This is a genomic window from uncultured Bacteroides sp. (assembly GCF_910578895.1).
GTDB lineage: Bacteria > Bacteroidota > Bacteroidia > Bacteroidales > Bacteroidaceae > Bacteroides.
Genome location: NZ_CAJTSC010000005.1, coordinates 45056 through 60886, shown reverse-complemented (window position 1 = coordinate 60886; position 15831 = coordinate 45056). Strand labels below are relative to the sequence as shown.

General features: G+C 53.5%; 10 protein-coding genes and 1 pseudogene. 7 read left to right on the top strand and 4 right to left on the bottom strand.

What is annotated here, in order from left to right; genetic code table 11:
- Window positions 1-31 precede the first annotated feature (31 nt).
- Window positions 32-1150: a hypothetical protein gene (locus QZ327_RS02520; RefSeq protein ID WP_294616837.1), complete on the top strand. Its 1119-nt coding sequence runs from the start codon at window positions 32-34 to the stop codon at window positions 1148-1150.
- On the opposite strand, the gene QZ327_RS02515 is transcribed toward QZ327_RS02520, so the two are convergent.
- Both QZ327_RS02515 and QZ327_RS02510 read right to left on the bottom strand, forming a co-directional pair.
- Window positions 1116-1823 carry an SAM-dependent methyltransferase gene (locus tag QZ327_RS02515; protein WP_294616887.1) on the bottom strand — a complete coding sequence of 236 codons (708 nt, stop codon included), beginning with the start codon at window positions 1821-1823 and terminating at the stop codon, window positions 1116-1118. The two genes, QZ327_RS02520 and QZ327_RS02515, sit on opposite strands and share 35 nt — an antisense overlap.
- 217 nt (window positions 1824-2040) lie before the next feature.
- A complete protein-coding gene (locus QZ327_RS02510; RefSeq protein ID WP_294616835.1) occupies window positions 2041-2898 on the bottom strand; it encodes an enoyl-ACP reductase in 858 nt (285 codons plus the stop codon).
- A 359-nt stretch (window positions 2899-3257) separates the two neighbouring features.
- Between QZ327_RS02510 and QZ327_RS02505 the strand changes: the two genes are divergently transcribed.
- The 5 genes from QZ327_RS02505 to QZ327_RS02485 all read left to right on the top strand — a co-directional run bounded on the left by QZ327_RS02505 (window position 3258) and on the right by QZ327_RS02485 (window position 9588).
- The gene (locus QZ327_RS02505; RefSeq protein WP_294616833.1) at window positions 3258-4856 is read left to right on the top strand and encodes a glycoside hydrolase family 28 protein; all 1599 of its coding nucleotides are present in this window, start codon (window positions 3258-3260) and stop codon (window positions 4854-4856) included.
- Between the two features lie 177 nt (window positions 4857-5033).
- On the top strand, window positions 5034-6263 hold the full coding sequence (locus QZ327_RS02500; protein ID WP_294616831.1) for a DUF4861 domain-containing protein: 1230 nt from the start codon (window positions 5034-5036) through the stop codon (window positions 6261-6263).
- 31 nt (window positions 6264-6294) lie between these two features.
- Window positions 6295-7971 carry a glycoside hydrolase 43 family protein gene (locus tag QZ327_RS02495; RefSeq protein WP_294616830.1) on the top strand — a complete coding sequence of 559 codons (1677 nt, stop codon included), beginning with the start codon at window positions 6295-6297 and terminating at the stop codon, window positions 7969-7971.
- 296 nt (window positions 7972-8267) lie between these two features.
- Window positions 8268-8513, top strand: a complete 246-nt coding sequence (locus QZ327_RS02490; protein ID WP_294616828.1) for a hypothetical protein — start codon at window positions 8268-8270, stop codon at window positions 8511-8513.
- Window positions 8514-8928: 415 nt separating this feature from the next.
- Entirely contained in the window at window positions 8929-9588 is a 660-nt protein-coding gene (locus QZ327_RS02485) for an HAD family hydrolase (protein WP_294616826.1), read from the top strand.
- 196 nt (window positions 9589-9784) lie between these two features.
- On the opposite strand, the gene QZ327_RS02480 is transcribed toward QZ327_RS02485, so the two are convergent.
- The gene (locus tag QZ327_RS02480) at window positions 9785-11257 is read right to left on the bottom strand and encodes a pectate lyase (protein ID WP_294616885.1); all 1473 of its coding nucleotides are present in this window, start codon (window positions 11255-11257) and stop codon (window positions 9785-9787) included.
- Between the two features lie 30 nt (window positions 11258-11287).
- Window positions 11288-12175: pseudogene (locus tag QZ327_RS02475) on the bottom strand (BACON domain-containing protein); the annotation flags it as partial.
- Window positions 12176-12569: 394 nt separating this feature from the next.
- Here QZ327_RS02475 and QZ327_RS02470 point away from each other — a divergent pair.
- Complete coding sequence (locus tag QZ327_RS02470) at window positions 12570-15830, top strand: TonB-dependent receptor (protein ID WP_294616824.1); 3261 nt, start codon at window positions 12570-12572, stop codon at window positions 15828-15830.
- The last annotated feature ends 1 nt before the right edge of the window (window position 15831 follow it).

The following is a 15831-nucleotide window of genomic DNA, read 5'->3' as shown; positions in this document are numbered from 1 at the left end:
GGAAGAAAGGAAACGACAAAATAACATAATAATGGGCAAACAAAGAGTTCTATCATCCGGGTTCAATATGTCGCTGGGATACATCCCCGTCGTTATATCCATCATCTTATGTGAATTCATACCGCAAGACACAGCCATCTACATCGGCGCAGGCATAGGATTGGTTTCGAGTATCTGCATGTTGCGGCGCAAGGGCGCGCACATCCCCCGGATTATGCTGTACTGCACTACAGGCGTGTTGTCGCTACTGGCAATAACCGCCTTTTTCTTTACCGGCTATTGTCCGAAGACGATGGTCCCGTTCGTGCTGGAAATCAGTGCCATCATACCGCCACTCATCATCTTCCTGAACCGCAACCGCTTATTGAACCGCCGCACGGCGCAATCCGGCAAATGCCGCCGGCAATATTTCAGGCAAGGGGTCGAGGCGGCTGTCGTGTCCGCCCGCGTACTGTTGCTCGCCGGCTTCCTGCACTTCCTTGCCATATCACTTGCCATGCTGTTCAGCCGTCCGCTAAGCGATGCGACGCACGTTGCCTTGTTCCGCGTCATGCCGCCTTGCGTGTTCATCCTGAGCATCCTGTTCAACCAGTTCGGCATATACTACTTCAACAAGGTAATGAGTCATACCGCATTCGTACCTATCGTGACAAAGAAAGGAGATGTCATCGGCAAAGTGATGGCATCCGAAGCCATCGGCCGGAAAAACGAATACATCAATCCGGTCATCCGCATCGCCGTGGCATCGCACGGCATGCTGTTCTTATTGCCACGCCCCCAGTGCGATGCATTGGAGCAGGGCAAGACCGATTTGCTAATGGAAAGTTATCTGCTGTATGGAGAGACCCTGCAACAAGGCGTGGAAAGAGTCCTGCAAAGCACCTTGCCTGCGGCGCCCTTGCAAAACCTGCACTTCAGCGTCACCTATCATTTCGAGAACGAATCGACCAACCGCCTGATCTACCTCTTCACCCTCGACCTGGACGACGACTCCATCCTGTGCAACAAAGAGTTTAAAGGCGGCAAGCTCTGGACTTTCCGCCAGATAAAGCATAATCTTCATAAAGACTTTTTCAGCAGTTGCCTTGAATACGAGTACGAGCACCTCAGAGAGATTATTTGTACAAGAGAAAAATACAAGGGATTTTAGACAGGTCGGGCACTCCCCTTCCCTGCCACTCTTTCACCGTTTTCGTCTTGATATACTCTCCCTCGCACGTGATGTTGGCGGCAATGCAGAGTTTGGTCTGCGGACGGCAGTTGTGCAGGATATCCTCTATCATCTTATTGTTGCGATAAGGAGTTTCTATGAAAAGCTGGGTCTGATGTTCGTTGTACACACGTTGTTCCAGCGCCTTCAGTTTCTTGGCACGCTCGGCAGCCTCAATCGGCAAATATCCGTGAAAGGCAAAGCTTTGCCCGTTAAATCCGGAACCCATCACCGACAATATGATGGAAGAGGGACCGACCAAGGGAACCACCTTCAGATTCTTGCGCTGGGCCATCGCCACCACATCCGCTCCCGGATCGGCAACTGCCGGACATCCCGCCTCGGAAATCACTCCCATCGGATTGCCGGCTTCAAGCGGCTTCAGGTATCCCGAAATGTCTTCCGGCGACGTATGCTTGTTAAGCGTATAGAACGTGAGCGAATCGATATCTATCTCCCTGTCCACTTTCTTCAAGAAACGCCGTGCCGAACGCACATCCTCCACGATAAAATGGCGGATGCCCAAAATCACATCTTTATTATAAGAAGGCAATACGGTTTCAACGGGAGTGTCGCCCAAAGTGACGGGCAACAGATAAAGAGCTGGAAGCATGATGACAAGTAATGAATGATGATGCGTGATGAATGATGACGAATAATGATGAATGATGACGAGTGATAAATGGCAACGGGTAATGAATGATGGCGAGTGACGGATGACAGGCGATAAGTGACGGGTAATAGATAGCCGGTTATCGGTGGCGGGTATCACGCGCCATGTGGCGGCGCACCCTGCCAATCACCGACAACCGGCCGGCACACTATGTATCTTATCCGTAGATTATATTTCCGTTTTCGTCCTTGTACTCATCCAACCCCTTCTCGTAAGTTGCCATGGCACGCAGACTCATACCTACGCTGGAGAAACCGCCGTCGTGGAACAGGTTCTGCATGGTGACCTTGCGGGTCAGGTCGGAGAACATAACGATGCAGTAGTCCGCACACTCGTCTGCCGAAGCATTGCCCAGCGGAGACATGCGGTTGGCAAAGTCGAACAGTTTGTCCATACCCTTCACACCCGAACCGGCAGTAGTCATCGTGGGCGACTGGGAAATGGTATTGACACGCACATGATGCTCGCGTCCGTAGATGTAGCCAAAGCTGCGGGCGATGGACTCCAACAGCGCTTTCGCATCCGCCATGTCGTTGTAACCGTAGAACGTGCGTTGCGCAGCCACATAGCTCAGCGCCAGAATCGAACCATATTCCGCAATGGCGTTCATCTTCTTGGCAGCCTGTATCATCTTATGGAAAGAAACCGCCGAAATGTCCAGCGTCTTGCCCAACATGTCATAATCCAAATCATCGTATGTACGTTTCTTGCGCACGTTGGGAGACATGCCGATGGAATGAAGAACGAAGTCTATCTGTCCGCCCAGCACTTCCATAGAACGTTTGAACACATTCTCCAAATCTTCCACACTGGTAGCATCCGCTGCTATGACTTCGCAATTCAGTTTTTCCGCCAATGCCGAAACTTCACCCATGCGCACGGCGACAGGTGTATTGGACAAGGTGATAACCGCACCTTCTTCTACTGCTTTCTCTGCTACTTTCCAGGCAATGGATTGCTCGTTCAGAGCACCGAAAATAATGCCTCTTTTTCCTTTCAACAAATTGTAACTCATACCTTTTTTTACTAAGTTTTGAGCCGCAAAGATAGTGCAAAAACCCCGAAAGCATGCAAAAGAAAAGGCTAAAACCACAAAAAATACACTAAAACCAACAATTAGTACACATACTTTCCATCAAAGCCCGATACTTTTGCAAGTAGTAATTAAGAGGTTTTTTACATAATATTTATTTAAGGTTAGAATTAGGTTAACATGAATCTTTTATTATTTCTTTCGCACGCCACTCGTGAGAGCCGCTTGCGGGGAAATAATAAAAACAGGAAACGGCTGTTGATTCCGACAAGCACCGACGACTGACTGATTATAAATAAACATTGACCGATTATAAATTATAAATAAACATAGTATCACGAATGGACACATTACTTAAGAAGCTATTTACGCTTACCGCGTTTTTCCTTGCATCACTGCCTGCACAGCATGCGGTTCATGCCCAATGCAAAAACTCCATAGACGAAAACATCTATAAAGAGCTCCCTTTCAGCATGCCCAGGGTGGAGCGGCCCACGTTCCGTGACTATACGGTCAGCATCGTGCAGTTCGGAGCCAAAAGCGATGGAATTACCCTGAACACCAAAGCCATCAATGACGCCATCAAAGCCGTCAACGCAAAAGGCGGCGGCAAGGTAGTCATCCCGGCAGGATTGTGGCTGACGGGGCCTATCGAACTGTTGAGCAACGTCAACCTGTATACGGAGCAGAACGCGTTGGTTCTCTTCACAGACGATTTCAACGCCTACCCCATCCTGCAGACATCGTTCGAAGGCTTGAACACCCGCCGCTGCCAGTCGCCCATCTCCGCACGCAATGCGGAAAACATAGCCATCACGGGCCACGGCGTATTCGACGGTTCGGGCGACAGCTGGCGCCCGGTGAAGAAAGGCAAGCTGACCGCCGGACAATGGGACGCGCTCGTCAAATCGGGCGGCGTGGTAGACAACTCCATCTGGTATCCCACAGCCGGCTCTTTGAAAGGGGCGCTGGCATGCAAGAACTTCAACAACCCCGAAGGCATCGAGACCGATGCGGAATGGAATGAAATCCGCCCGTGGCTGCGCCCTGTGCTGCTCAACATCGTCAAGAGCAAAAAAGTACTGCTGGAAGGGGTTACGTTCAAGAACTCGCCGAGCTGGTGCCTGCACCCGTTGTCGTGCGAACACATCACCATCAACCAAGTGAAAGTATTCAACCCCTGGTATTCGCAGAACGGCGATGCGCTGGACCTGGAGTCGTGCAAGAACGCGCTGATTGTCAACAACATCTTCGATGCCGGCGACGATGCCATCTGCATCAAGTCCGGCAAGGACGAAGACGGGCGCAGGCGCGGTGAGCCTTGCCAGAACGTCATCGTAAAAAACAACACCGTGCTGCACGGACACGGCGGCTTCGTGGTGGGCAGCGAAATGTCCGGCGGCGTGAAGAACATCTACGTGGCAGACTGCACTTTCCTCGGCACGGACGTGGGCCTGCGCTTCAAGAGCACAAGAGGGCGCGGCGGTGTAGTGGAGGGAATATACATCCGCAACATACACATGATCGACATACCTCACGAACCGCTGCTCTTCGACCTGTTCTACGGCGGCAAGGCGGCGGGCGAAGAGACGGAAGAAGACCTGAAGGGCCGCATGAAGACGGCAATTCCGCAAGTGACGGTCGAAACCCCTTCCTTCCGCGACATCCACATTTCCAACATCATCTGCAAGGGCTCGGGACGCGCCATGTTCTTCAACGGCCTGCCCGAAATGCCCATCAAGGATGTGACCGTAAAGGACGTAATCATCAGCGATGCCCAAGAGGGCATTGTCATCAGCCAGGCGGAAGGCGTCACGCTGGAAAACATACGCATAGACACCAAAGGACACACGCTCAACGTGAAGAACGCCAAGAACCTGAAAGTGGAAGGCAAAGTATATGCCGGCATCGGTGCGGAAGGAAAGACATTGGATTTCTAAGAGCCTGTTTAAATTTTCTCCGGCATCCTTTCGAGGATGCTTTTTGAAGAAAACCTAAACAGACGCTGAAACCCTACAGGCAATTAGCTCAAAGCAGACACTCTTTTTGCCAAAATGGAGAGAGCTGTCTGCTCTTTTTAGTTTAATTTTGCCGCAGACAATTTAAACGCATTCCTTATGAAAACGACCTTTTTAACCGGTTTGCTGCTATTGTGCGCAGGCACTCCCGCCGCGCAGGCACAGACAGGCATCAAAACCATCACGGTAGAAGTGAGCAACGCATGGAACAAAGACAAGGCGGATGCTCCGGTAGTATTGAAAATCAAAGACCTCCGGCCCGGCTTCCGCGTACGTTCCGCCGTGGTGATGAACGGCGCCGAGGAGATTCCCTCGCAACTGGACGACCTGGACGGCGATTTAAGAGCCGACGAACTTGCCTTTGTCACGGACATCCCCGCCGGAAGCAAGCAGACGCTGACCATTACCCTCTCTTCCGCCAAAGCGGACAAGGCATACCCGCCGCGCGTGTTTGCCGAAATGCTGGTGCGCGATGCCAAAAAGCAGAAGCACGCCCCCGTGCAGTCGGTCACGGCGCCGGGCACCACCAACTTCTACAACATGCTGCACGGGCACGGGCCGATGTTCGAGTCCGAGCTGGTTGCCTACCGCATCTATTTCAACCAAAAGCAGACCGTAGACCCGTACGGCAAGTTCAAGAAAGGGCTGGAAATCAAAGAAAGCGGCTTCTATCCCAATGACGAGCAGCTGGCACGCGGCTTCGGCGACGACGTGCTGCTGGTGGGCAACAGTTGCGGCATCGGCGCCCTGAAAGGCTGGGACGGAACCAAAGCCACCCACATAGAACCGGTGGCATTCCGCACGGAAAGCATCCTTGCCTACGGTCCGGTGCGCACGATAGTGGACGTTGCCGTAAAAGGCTGGGAGTACCAAGGAGCGGAACTGAACATGACCAACCGCTACATACTCTATGCCGGACACCGCGACCTGCGCGTGGAGACCTTCTTCGACGAACCGCTGAAGGAAGAAGTGTTCTGCACCGGCGTGCAGGACATCATGGGCGGCGAGACACGCTCGGAGTCCGACCACAAAGGGCTGACAGGCAGCTGGGGAAGGCACTGGCCCGTGAACGACACCGTGAAATACGCCAAAGAGACCGTGGGCATCGCCACCTACATCCCCCGGGAATATGTCCGCAAGGAAGTAAAAGACAAAGACAATTTCCTCTATACACTCGCTGCGCCGGGCAGCGACCGCTTCCACCACTACACCATGTTCACCTCGTGCAAGGAGACTTTCGGTTATCCCACCCCCGAGGCATGGTTCGCCTACATGCGCCTGTGGAAGGAAGACCTGCAACACCCGGTACAGGTAAAAATCAAGAATTAGACAATCAAGAATGAAACAATCAAATCGTAACATGAAAACCAGAAACGCACTTTTAGGGCTCAGCCTGCTGCTGGCATTGCCGCTGGCGGCGCAAGAAAAGAACTATGTCTCCGAAGTATGGGTAGCCGACCAGGGCAACGGCAACTACAAGAACCCGATACTCTATGCCGACTATTCCGACCCGGACGCCTGCCGCGTAGGCGACGACTTCTACATGACATCTTCCAGCTTCAACTGCCTGCCGGGCTTGCAGATCCTGCACTCCAAAGACCTTGTGAACTGGAGCATCATCGGCGCGGCGGTGCCTTACGCCCTTCCGCCGGTGGAAACGCCGGAACGCCCCGAACACGGCAACCGCGTATGGGCGCCCTCCATCCGCCACCACAACGGCGAGTTCTACATCTTCTGGGGCGACCCCGACCAGGGCGCTTTCATGGTAAAGGCGAAAGACCCCAAAGGACCGTGGACAGAACCCGTGCTCGTAAAGCCGGGCAAGGGCATCATAGACACCTGCCCCTTGTGGGATGAGGACGGCAAGGTATACATGGTGCACGCATACGCCGGAAGCCGTGCCGGACTGAAGAGCATCATATCCGTCTGCGAGCTGAACGCGGACGCCACCAAAGCCGTCACACAGTCGCGCGTCATCTTCGACGGGCACCAGGCGCACCAGACCTGCGAGGGTCCCAAGTTCTATAAAAAAGGAGGCTACTACTACATCTTCCACCCGGCAGGCGGCGTGCCCACCGGCTGGCAGGTGGTGCTCCGCTCCAAAAACGTCTACGGACCTTACGAATGGAAAAAGGTGCTGGCGCAAGGCAGCAGCCCCGTCAACGGACCTCACCAAGGGGCATGGGTAGACACCCCCACCGGCGAAGACTGGTTCCTGCACTTCCAGGATGTGGGCGCATACGGCCGCCTGGTGCACCTGCAACCCATGACGTGGGCAGACGGATGGCCCGTCATCGGCATCGACAAAGACGGTGACGGCTGCGGCGACCCGGTGCTGGTTCATAAAAAGCCGGACGTGGGCAGGACCTATCCCGTATGCACCCCACAGGAGAGCGACGAGTTCGACGGCTACACGCTCTCCCCGCAATGGCAATGGCACGCCAACATCAACGAGAAATGGGCTTACTACGCAGGAGACCAAAGCATCGTGCGGCTCTACTCCTATCCGGTGGTCAAGGAGTACAAGAACCTTTGGGACGTGCCCAACCTGCTGTTGCAGAAAACCCCGGCGGACAACTTCACCGCCACCATGAAGCTGACCTTCAAACCGGCGGAAAAGTACAAAGGCGAACGTACCGGACTGGTTGTGATGGGGCTTGACTATGCCGGGCTTATCCTGGAGAACACGGACAACGGGCTGGTATTGTCGCAAGTATCCTGCGAAAAAGCCGACAAAGGCACGCCCGAAACGGTGAACGGCACCGTAGGGCTGAAGGACAACACCATCTACCTGCGTGCCAGGTTCACTTCCGACGGCACAAAAATCTCCAAAAGCGAAGGCGGGCACGACCTGCTGGTGCTGTGCCACTTCAGCTACAGCCTCAACGGCAAGAAATACCTGCCGCTGGGCAAGCCGTTCCGGGTGAAAGAGGGCAAATGGATAGGCGCCAAGACGGGCATGTTCTGCACACGCCCCGCCATTGTCACCAACGACGGCGGCTGGACGGACGTAGACTGGTTCCGCATCAGCAAATAACAAGCTCCTCCCCGCAAGGCATAAAGAGAGCAAACCTGTTTCGATTCATGACAAAAAGACGGTAAAACCGCTCTTTTGCTTACTCCCGCCCCTGCACCTTTCTTCCGGTGCAGGGGCGGCTTGCATAAAACGCGGATACGCATGCGCTTTTTCCCGATAAAGATGCACCGTTTATGCGGAAATCCGTTTTTTCTCCCGTCGGACACAAGTGTTTCAGCCGAGAGACATTAGTGTCTGACGTGAGCGGCATTAACATCTCTCGCGAGCGGCATTAATGTCTGTCACGATAGACACTAATGTCTATCACGAGCGGCATTAATGCCGCTCGCCGCAGACGTCAATATCCGGAAAACGGGACGCCCGCGCAGGGCATTTCCGGCGTTTTTCCGCGCTGGTTTGTTTGTAAGTATTTCGCTATCGCGCTGGCTATGTGCAAGATGAGCGTTTTCCGTCTCGTTTTTTCCCGCAGGCAGCACATCGGGACGGAAACAGGCGATTCTGCGGCGCCGAGAAATACAAACTGTCAGAAAGCACAGGCGTAACACGGTTTTTGCATTCAGGGAAGTTAGAGGAGTTATCACTTCGCATCGCTTCGTCAGGAGTCGTACATTTGTACGTTAAGGGAGTTAAAGGAGTTAGAGGAGTTAAAGGGAGTTATCAGCCGCCAAGTCGGCTTAGAAGTTCATTAAAGCCGATACTTCTATAATAATGTCATACACAAGAGTATCGGCTCTAACTACTTTAATTCCTCTAACTTCCTTAACTCCTTTAACTATTCTAACTACTGTAACTACTCTAACTCCCTTAACTCCTTTAACTACCCTAACTACTGTAGCTCCTCTAACCCCTGTAAAAATGAAAAAGCCGTACCGCCAACTCCCGTTATCCGCCGCAAGTTTTCACATAACCCGATGAATTGTTATATCTTTGCAACCCTGAACAAAAAAGAGAAAAACGATGAAGAAACTTGTCATATTCGACTTGGACGGCACGCTGCTGAACACGATTGCCGACCTGGCACAAAGCACCAACCATGCTTTGCGCACATTGGGCTATCCCACCCACGAGGAAGCCGCCTACAACTTCATGGTGGGCAACGGCATCGACAAACTGTTTGAGCGCGCGCTGCCCGAAGGGGAGAAGAGCAAGGAGAACGTGCTCCGCGTCCGCAAGGAGTTCGTCCCCTATTACGATGCGCACAATGCCGACAAGAGCCGTCCCTACCCCGGCATCCCCGAACTGCTGGAACAGCTACAGGGACAGGGGCTGCAACTTGCGGTGGCGTCCAACAAGTATCAGGCGGCAACCCGCAAACTGGTGGCACACTACTTCCCCGAAATACATTTCGCCGCCGTGTTCGGCCAGCGCGAAGGAATAAACGTGAAGCCCGACCCCGCCATTGTGGAAGAGATCCTCTCCATCACCGGCGTGTCCGGGCAAGACGTGCTCTACGTGGGCGACTCGGGCGTGGACATGCAGACGGCAATCAATGCCGGAGTGACTTCCTGCGGAGTGACCTGGGGCTTCCGCCCGCGGACGGAACTGGAAGGGTTCCGCCCGGACTATATCGTGGAGAAGGCGGAGGAAATCGCGGATATAGCAAACGGAACGGTTTAGACGCAATCCTTCGGACACAGGCTCTGAGACACAAACGACACGGACGGTGCGGATTTCTTTCTTGATTTATCTGCATCGTCCGTGTCGTTTATTATGCCGTGCATGTCGTTCATTATAGAGAAACAGGCGTAAGGCTTAAATGAAAAAAGCCGTGTGCTATTACCCACGGCTCTTTACGACTTCGGAGCAGGGCTTCTTACTTTGCCCCGCCCTCGGTCTGCCTGCTCACAATGTCCCTGACAAGGTAATGCAGGTACATCTCCAGGTTCGTATAGTTCATATCCGGGTCGAGCGTCCTGGCATTGCCGTCGGCAGCATCATCGGGATTCAAGCCGAACTCCCTTTCAAAATCATCGGGCATGCCGTCGCCGTCCGTGTCCGTCGGGTCGATGGAGGTGTCGGCTTTCAGACCGGGATAGGGATTGCCGTTCAGTTCCGGCAGCGCGGAGAGTACATCCTTAGGGGTGTTGATATAGCCGAGTCCGGCACTGTTGGAGGCGGCGGAACAGCTTGCCGAGCCGTCCTGCACATCCTTCACTATCAGGTTGTCTATGGCATCGCGGTAGTTGCAGGCGCCTGCATAGCGGAGCACTTGGGCATAGGCTCCGTCGGCAGAGTGCGTCGTGACGCCGTTGGCGTCCAGCACAGGAGCCGCAGCCTTGATGGCGGTCTTCACGTCGTCCGTCCAGAGGTAATCCACCTTGTCGTTGTTGTCCTGCTGCTCGTAGACCCCTTTTGTCCAGTTGTCGGCGGTGACTTCGGCGTTGCCGTCCACCTTGTTGCCTTCGATGTGGAAGGTTCCCCATTTGTGCAGGGAAGGCTTCCAGGCGTTCCAGCTTCCGTCTTTATCCTGGCAATAGGAAGTGGTGCGCACCCCGATTTTGGCAATGCGGTAGCGGGTGCGGTTGCTGGTGCCGGAAGAGTTGGTGGCGGGACCGGGCTTGTAGAAGTTGTTCACGATGTTCACGTGTTGGTTCTCGCCGCCGTAGCACCCCTCGCCGGACCAGTTGTAGAAGACGTTGTTGCGGATATCGACATACTCGTTCTCCTGCGTGGTGTGGCGCGGGCCAAGGCGGGGCACACGGCTCTTGCAATGGGCTATCATGTTGTGGTGGTAGGATGCCTTGTTGCCGCCCCAGTTTCCGCCATATCCGTGCGAGCCTTTCCCGTGGGTGGAGTTGTGCAACGCCAGTCCGGCAAGGCACCACTGCACGGTAGAGTTCTCCATGCCATATACCGACAGGCATTCGTCCACGCTCCAGCTTACGGAGCAGTGGTCTATAATGATGTTCTTCTTGTCCATGCCGCCCAGCCCGTCGGGTTCCGCCCCGCCGGCGTCTCCCGGACGGAAGCGGAGAAAGCGCACGATGACATCGTTGGAGTTTATCCAGAACTGATAGTCTGCAATGCAGATGCCTCCGGGCGAGGTCTGCCCGGCAATGGTCAGGTAGTCCTTCTGCGTCTTAAGGTCGGACTTCAGATGGATGGTGCCCGCCACATCGAACACGATGGTCTTGGGACCGTTCTGCCCCAACGCCCAGCGCAGCGTGCCTTCGGTGCCGTCGTCTTCCAGGCTCGTCACATGGTATACTTTGCCGCCACGGCCGCCTACGGTGTTCTTTCCATGTCCCTCGGCACCGGGGAAGGCGGCAAACTCCACCGGCTCCATCGCCGGGTGAAGGCTGTATTGCACTATCCGCACCTTCTCCGTAATCCCTTTATTGTCCGTAATGACGATTTCCGCCCTACGGGAAGCATCCCCGTCGTTGGGGGAAACCGTAAAATGATGCGTATAAGAGGACATGCCCCTTGTTCCCGGCTTCTCCTTTATCCAGTCCGCATCCGGCATCTGAATGGCATAACGCACATTGCTTTGCAGTTCGACCGTGATATCCTCCCCTTCGGCAGGTATCTTGTAGTCGGTCTTGCTGACCACAATCGAAGGGGTGACGCCCGCCTGATAGACGGTTACCTTTTCGGACAGGTTGCCGCTCTTGAACAGGATTGTGCCTTCGCGCCTTGCGTCAGACTCGTTCTCCGACACCGCAAATTCCAAGACCGAAGCGGAAAGGGCACGCGTTCGGGGGAGAAGCTTCAGCCACTCCTTGTCCTTCTCGCCGATTTCGGTGGTGAAGTCCACATTGGCTTTCACTTCCACCGCAAACACTTCTCCCCCGCACTTCGCTTCCACCTTGTCCGATGTCAGCAATATCGCGTCCTTCTGCTTCTGCGCAACGGTCACCTTCGCCACCGCATCGCCGCAGGCAATGGTAATGTTGGAGTTTCGCTCGTCGTAACCGCCGTTTGCTTCGGCGGCAACGCTAATGGTTATGTCTCCGCCTTCCGTGCCGGAAGAGGGCGTTATCCTGCACCAGGCTTTTTCGGGTTTGGCACTCCACGCCTTGTTGGCGGTAAAAGTAACGGTGACCGCCTCTTTGCCGTCGGCGGAAATGGCGGCGGCAGGTCCTGCCAGGTTTTCTATCTTTCCGGCTGCCTCCGCATCCGTCTCACCTTTCCCTTCCGCATCGGAACCGCATCCCCACACAAAAAGGATACACAGTAATGATACCCACTTGTTCTTGTCCATCATATTACATAGTATTAAATTATAATTATACGGCGGCAAATATAGAGAGTCTTACAAATCCTGATGTGTAGTTTTTGACTTTCGGCTTCTACTTTTATATCAACCCATCGCGTAACCTGCCTCATACGTACAACGCCAACAAGCGGCGGACAGCCGCCAGCAAAACGCGGGCATATAGTGCATTTCCCGCCGTTTTCTGCCCTACAACATATTTGCAGGGGATTTCAAGCAAGAAAATCTTACAGAAAACAAAAAATACCAACCTAATAACAAATATTCCACAAATCATTTTTCACATTAATCTACATTTGCACCAATGAATTAACAGTGTCGCCAACACACGCTACAGAAGAAAATCACTTTTTTAATAATTAATATGCAAAGAATGTCTAAAATGAAAAACATGCGCACAGCGCTACTATGTCTGTTGGTAGCCATGATATCGCTCGGTATATCAGCGCAAAACGTAACCGTAAAAGGTATCGTGAAAGACAAGACGGGAGAGACCGTAATCGGCGCTTCCGTAGTACAAAAAGGGAATAGCGGCAACGGTACCATTACCGATATCGACGGTAATTTCTCCCTCAGTGTTCCATCCAATGCCACGTTGGTCGTTTCGTATGTGGGAATGACAACGCAGGAGATTGCCGTGAAAGGAAAGAAACTGCTTGAGATTGTATTGGAAGACGATGCACAGGCATTGGAAGAAGTGGTGGTAATCGGATATGGTACTACGAAGAAGAAAGACCTGACCGGTTCCGTTTCTTCCGTAGGCGGCGAAACGCTGGCAAAAGTTCCGGTGGCAAGTGCGGCGGAAGCCCTGACCGGCCGTCTGGCAGGTGTGCAGATTACAACCACCGACGGTTCGCCCGATGCGGAAATGCTTATCCGTGTACGCGGAGGCGGCTCTGTGACCGGTGACAACTCTCCGCTCTACATCGTAGACGGTTTCCCGGTATCCAACATCAATGACGTGGCTCCTGCCGACATCCAGACAATCGATGTGCTGAAAGACGCGTCTTCAACGGCAATCTACGGTTCGCAAGGAGCCAACGGTGTTGTCATCATCACCACCAAAAGCGCCAAAGGCGGCAAGACGCAAATTTCCTACAACGGCTACATGCAGTCCAAGAAACTGTCAAAGCGCAAGGAAGTGCTGAACAACTACGAGTATGCGCTCGCCAACTATGAACTGGCAGCATTGGGCGGAAGCAGCGACTTGAAAGCTTTCGAGAAGAAATTCGGAGTATTCGACGACCTGTATCTATACAACAGCATAGAAGCCATCGACTGGCAGGACGATATGTTTGGCGCCAATGTGATATCACAGTCACACAACGTCAGCATACAGGGCGGCAACGAAAAGACCAAATACAGCCTGAGCGTCACTTACCAGAAAGACGGCGGCTTGATGGTAAACAATGACTACAGCCGCCTGACGGGTAACTTCAAGTTGAGCCACGAAATCTCCAAAGCATTGAAATTCGACTTCAACGCACGCCTGGCGGATGCCACGACAAACGGTTCCGGTACTGCCGGCGGAAACTACAAGGTACGTACTTCGCAAGCTGTCACATCGCGCCCGATAAAAGGTCTGGAAGGATTTACGCAAATAGACCCCAGCCAGCTGACGGACGAAGAATACGAACAGTATATCCGCGACAACATGACACTGACCGAACAGCAGCAGCAATATTGGAAAAAGAGACTGCAAAAAAGCTACAAATTCAACGGCGGCCTGAATTGGGACATCATCAAGGGATTGAGATTCCGCGTAGAGGCCGGCTATGAATGGGGCTTCAACGAGACACAAAACTGGTGGGGACACACCACTTCGGACGCTTCCTACGTGGGCGGTCTTCCGTTGGCGGACTGGACAAAGGCGAACTCCCGCAAACTGCGCGAGGCTGCCACGCTGACCTATGATTTCGCGCTCAACAGAGACCACAAGTTCAACGTGATGGTGGGACAGGAAATCAACAGCACGATGAATGACGAAAACTACATGAAAGCCGACCACTTCAGCAAAGACCTGTCTGCCGAAAAGGTTTTCGCCAACTTCGGCCTTGCCGACGGAACCATCAAGACTACCAGCAAGGTAAGCCCCAACCAGAACCTGTCTTCTTTCTTCGGACGCTTGAACTATAACTTCAAAGACCGCTACCTGGTGACATTCACCATGCGTGCCGACGGTTCTTCCAAATTCGCCCCGGGCAACCAATGGGGTTACTTCCCGGCAGGTGCCGTGGCATGGCGCGTCAACGAAGAGCCTTTCATGGAAGACACAAAAGGCTGGTTGTCCAACCTGAAACTCCGCCTCAGCTACGGTACGGTAGGTAACAACCGCATTGCCGACATGCTTTATATGCCGACCTACGCAATCAACACCGGCAAAGCCTATGGCATCGGCGACAAGATAAACAACTACTACGCCACCGCCAGCAAGCTCCTTGCCAACCCCAACCTGAAATGGGAAACTACCGTCACACGCAACATCGGTCTGGACTTCGGCTTGTTCAACGAAAAGATTTCCGGTACGGTCGAAGCCTATTGGAACTCTGCCGTAGACCTGCTTATCGAACGCAACATCGTGGCCCCCGGCTATGAGAAGACCATGGAGAACACGGCGGAAACCTCCAACAAAGGTATCGAATTGAGCTTGAACGCATTCATACTCGAAAAGAAGAACTACAGCTTGTCTGCAAACTTCAATATCGGCTTCAACAAGTCGAACGTAGAGAAACTGGCGAACGGACTGACGCAAATGGAGTTTGCTTCCAACTGGGCGGGTACCGACCTCAAAGGTTACAATGACTTCCGCGTAGAAGTGGGCCAACCCATCGGGCTGATGGTCGGCTGGATTACCGACGGATACTATACCACCAACGATTTCTCCGGCTACGACGAGTCGTCCAAGAAATACACATTGAAAGACGGCGTGCCCACAACAGGGTTGCTCGGCGGCAAAGCCGGCATACGCCCGGGTACCATCAAGTTCAAGGACATTTCCGGTCCCGACGGTGTGCCCGACGGAGTAGTCGATGACTACGACCGCACCGTAATCGGCAAAGCCACTCCCAAGGTGACCGGCGGTTTCGGGCTGAACGGTACATTCTACGGCTTCGACGCCTCGCTCATGTTCAACTTCGTATTGGGCAACGACATCTATAACGCCGAGAAGATTGCCTCTACCCAGCAATACAGAACCAACAACCCGAACCTGCTGAACATCATGAACAGCAGCAACCGCTACAGCTATATCGACAATGCCGGCAACCTGGTGACCGACCTGGCAACCTTGGCTTCGATGAACGAAGGCGCCAATGCCAAAGCCTACTGGACTCCGTGGTCCTTCGGCAATGCGGTGGCTGTCCCCCACTCCTGGGCAATCGAGAGCGGTTCTTTCCTGCGCTTGCAGAATGTAACGCTGGGCTATACCATCCCGAAGAAATACACCAAGAAATTCCTGTGCGAACAGTTCCGCGTTTATTGCACATTGAACAACGTGTTTGTATTGACAGACTATTCGGGATATGACCCTGAAGTAAGTTCTTCCATCCGCGGCAGCAAAGCATCCGGCCTGACTCCGGGCGTTGACTATTCCGCATATCCGAAGAGCTTCTCCTGGACATTAGGTGTAAACTTGACTTTCTAAT

What these genes read in the sequence shown, in the direction of transcription:
- QZ327_RS02520 (WP_294616837.1), top strand. Translation starts at nt 32, where the DNA reads ATGGGCAAACAAAGAGTTCTATCATCCGGGTTCAATATGTCGCTGGGA.
- QZ327_RS02515 (WP_294616887.1), bottom strand. Translation starts at nt 1,823, where the DNA reads ATGCTTCCAGCTCTTTATCTGTTGCCCGTCACTTTGGGCGACACTCCC.
- QZ327_RS02510 (WP_294616835.1), bottom strand. Translation starts at nt 2,898, where the DNA reads ATGAGTTACAATTTGTTGAAAGGAAAAAGAGGCATTATTTTCGGTGCT.
- QZ327_RS02505 (WP_294616833.1), top strand. Translation starts at nt 3,258, where the DNA reads ATGGACACATTACTTAAGAAGCTATTTACGCTTACCGCGTTTTTCCTT.
- QZ327_RS02500 (WP_294616831.1), top strand. Translation starts at nt 5,034, where the DNA reads ATGAAAACGACCTTTTTAACCGGTTTGCTGCTATTGTGCGCAGGCACT.
- QZ327_RS02495 (WP_294616830.1), top strand. Translation starts at nt 6,295, where the DNA reads ATGAAAACCAGAAACGCACTTTTAGGGCTCAGCCTGCTGCTGGCATTG.
- QZ327_RS02490 (WP_294616828.1), top strand. Translation starts at nt 8,268, where the DNA reads ATGTCTATCACGAGCGGCATTAATGCCGCTCGCCGCAGACGTCAATAT.
- QZ327_RS02485 (WP_294616826.1), top strand. Translation starts at nt 8,929, where the DNA reads ATGAAGAAACTTGTCATATTCGACTTGGACGGCACGCTGCTGAACACG.
- QZ327_RS02480 (WP_294616885.1), bottom strand. Translation starts at nt 11,257, where the DNA reads ATGGAGCCGGTGGAGTTTGCCGCCTTCCCCGGTGCCGAGGGACATGGA.
- QZ327_RS02470 (WP_294616824.1), top strand. Translation starts at nt 12,570, where the DNA reads ATGAAAAACATGCGCACAGCGCTACTATGTCTGTTGGTAGCCATGATA.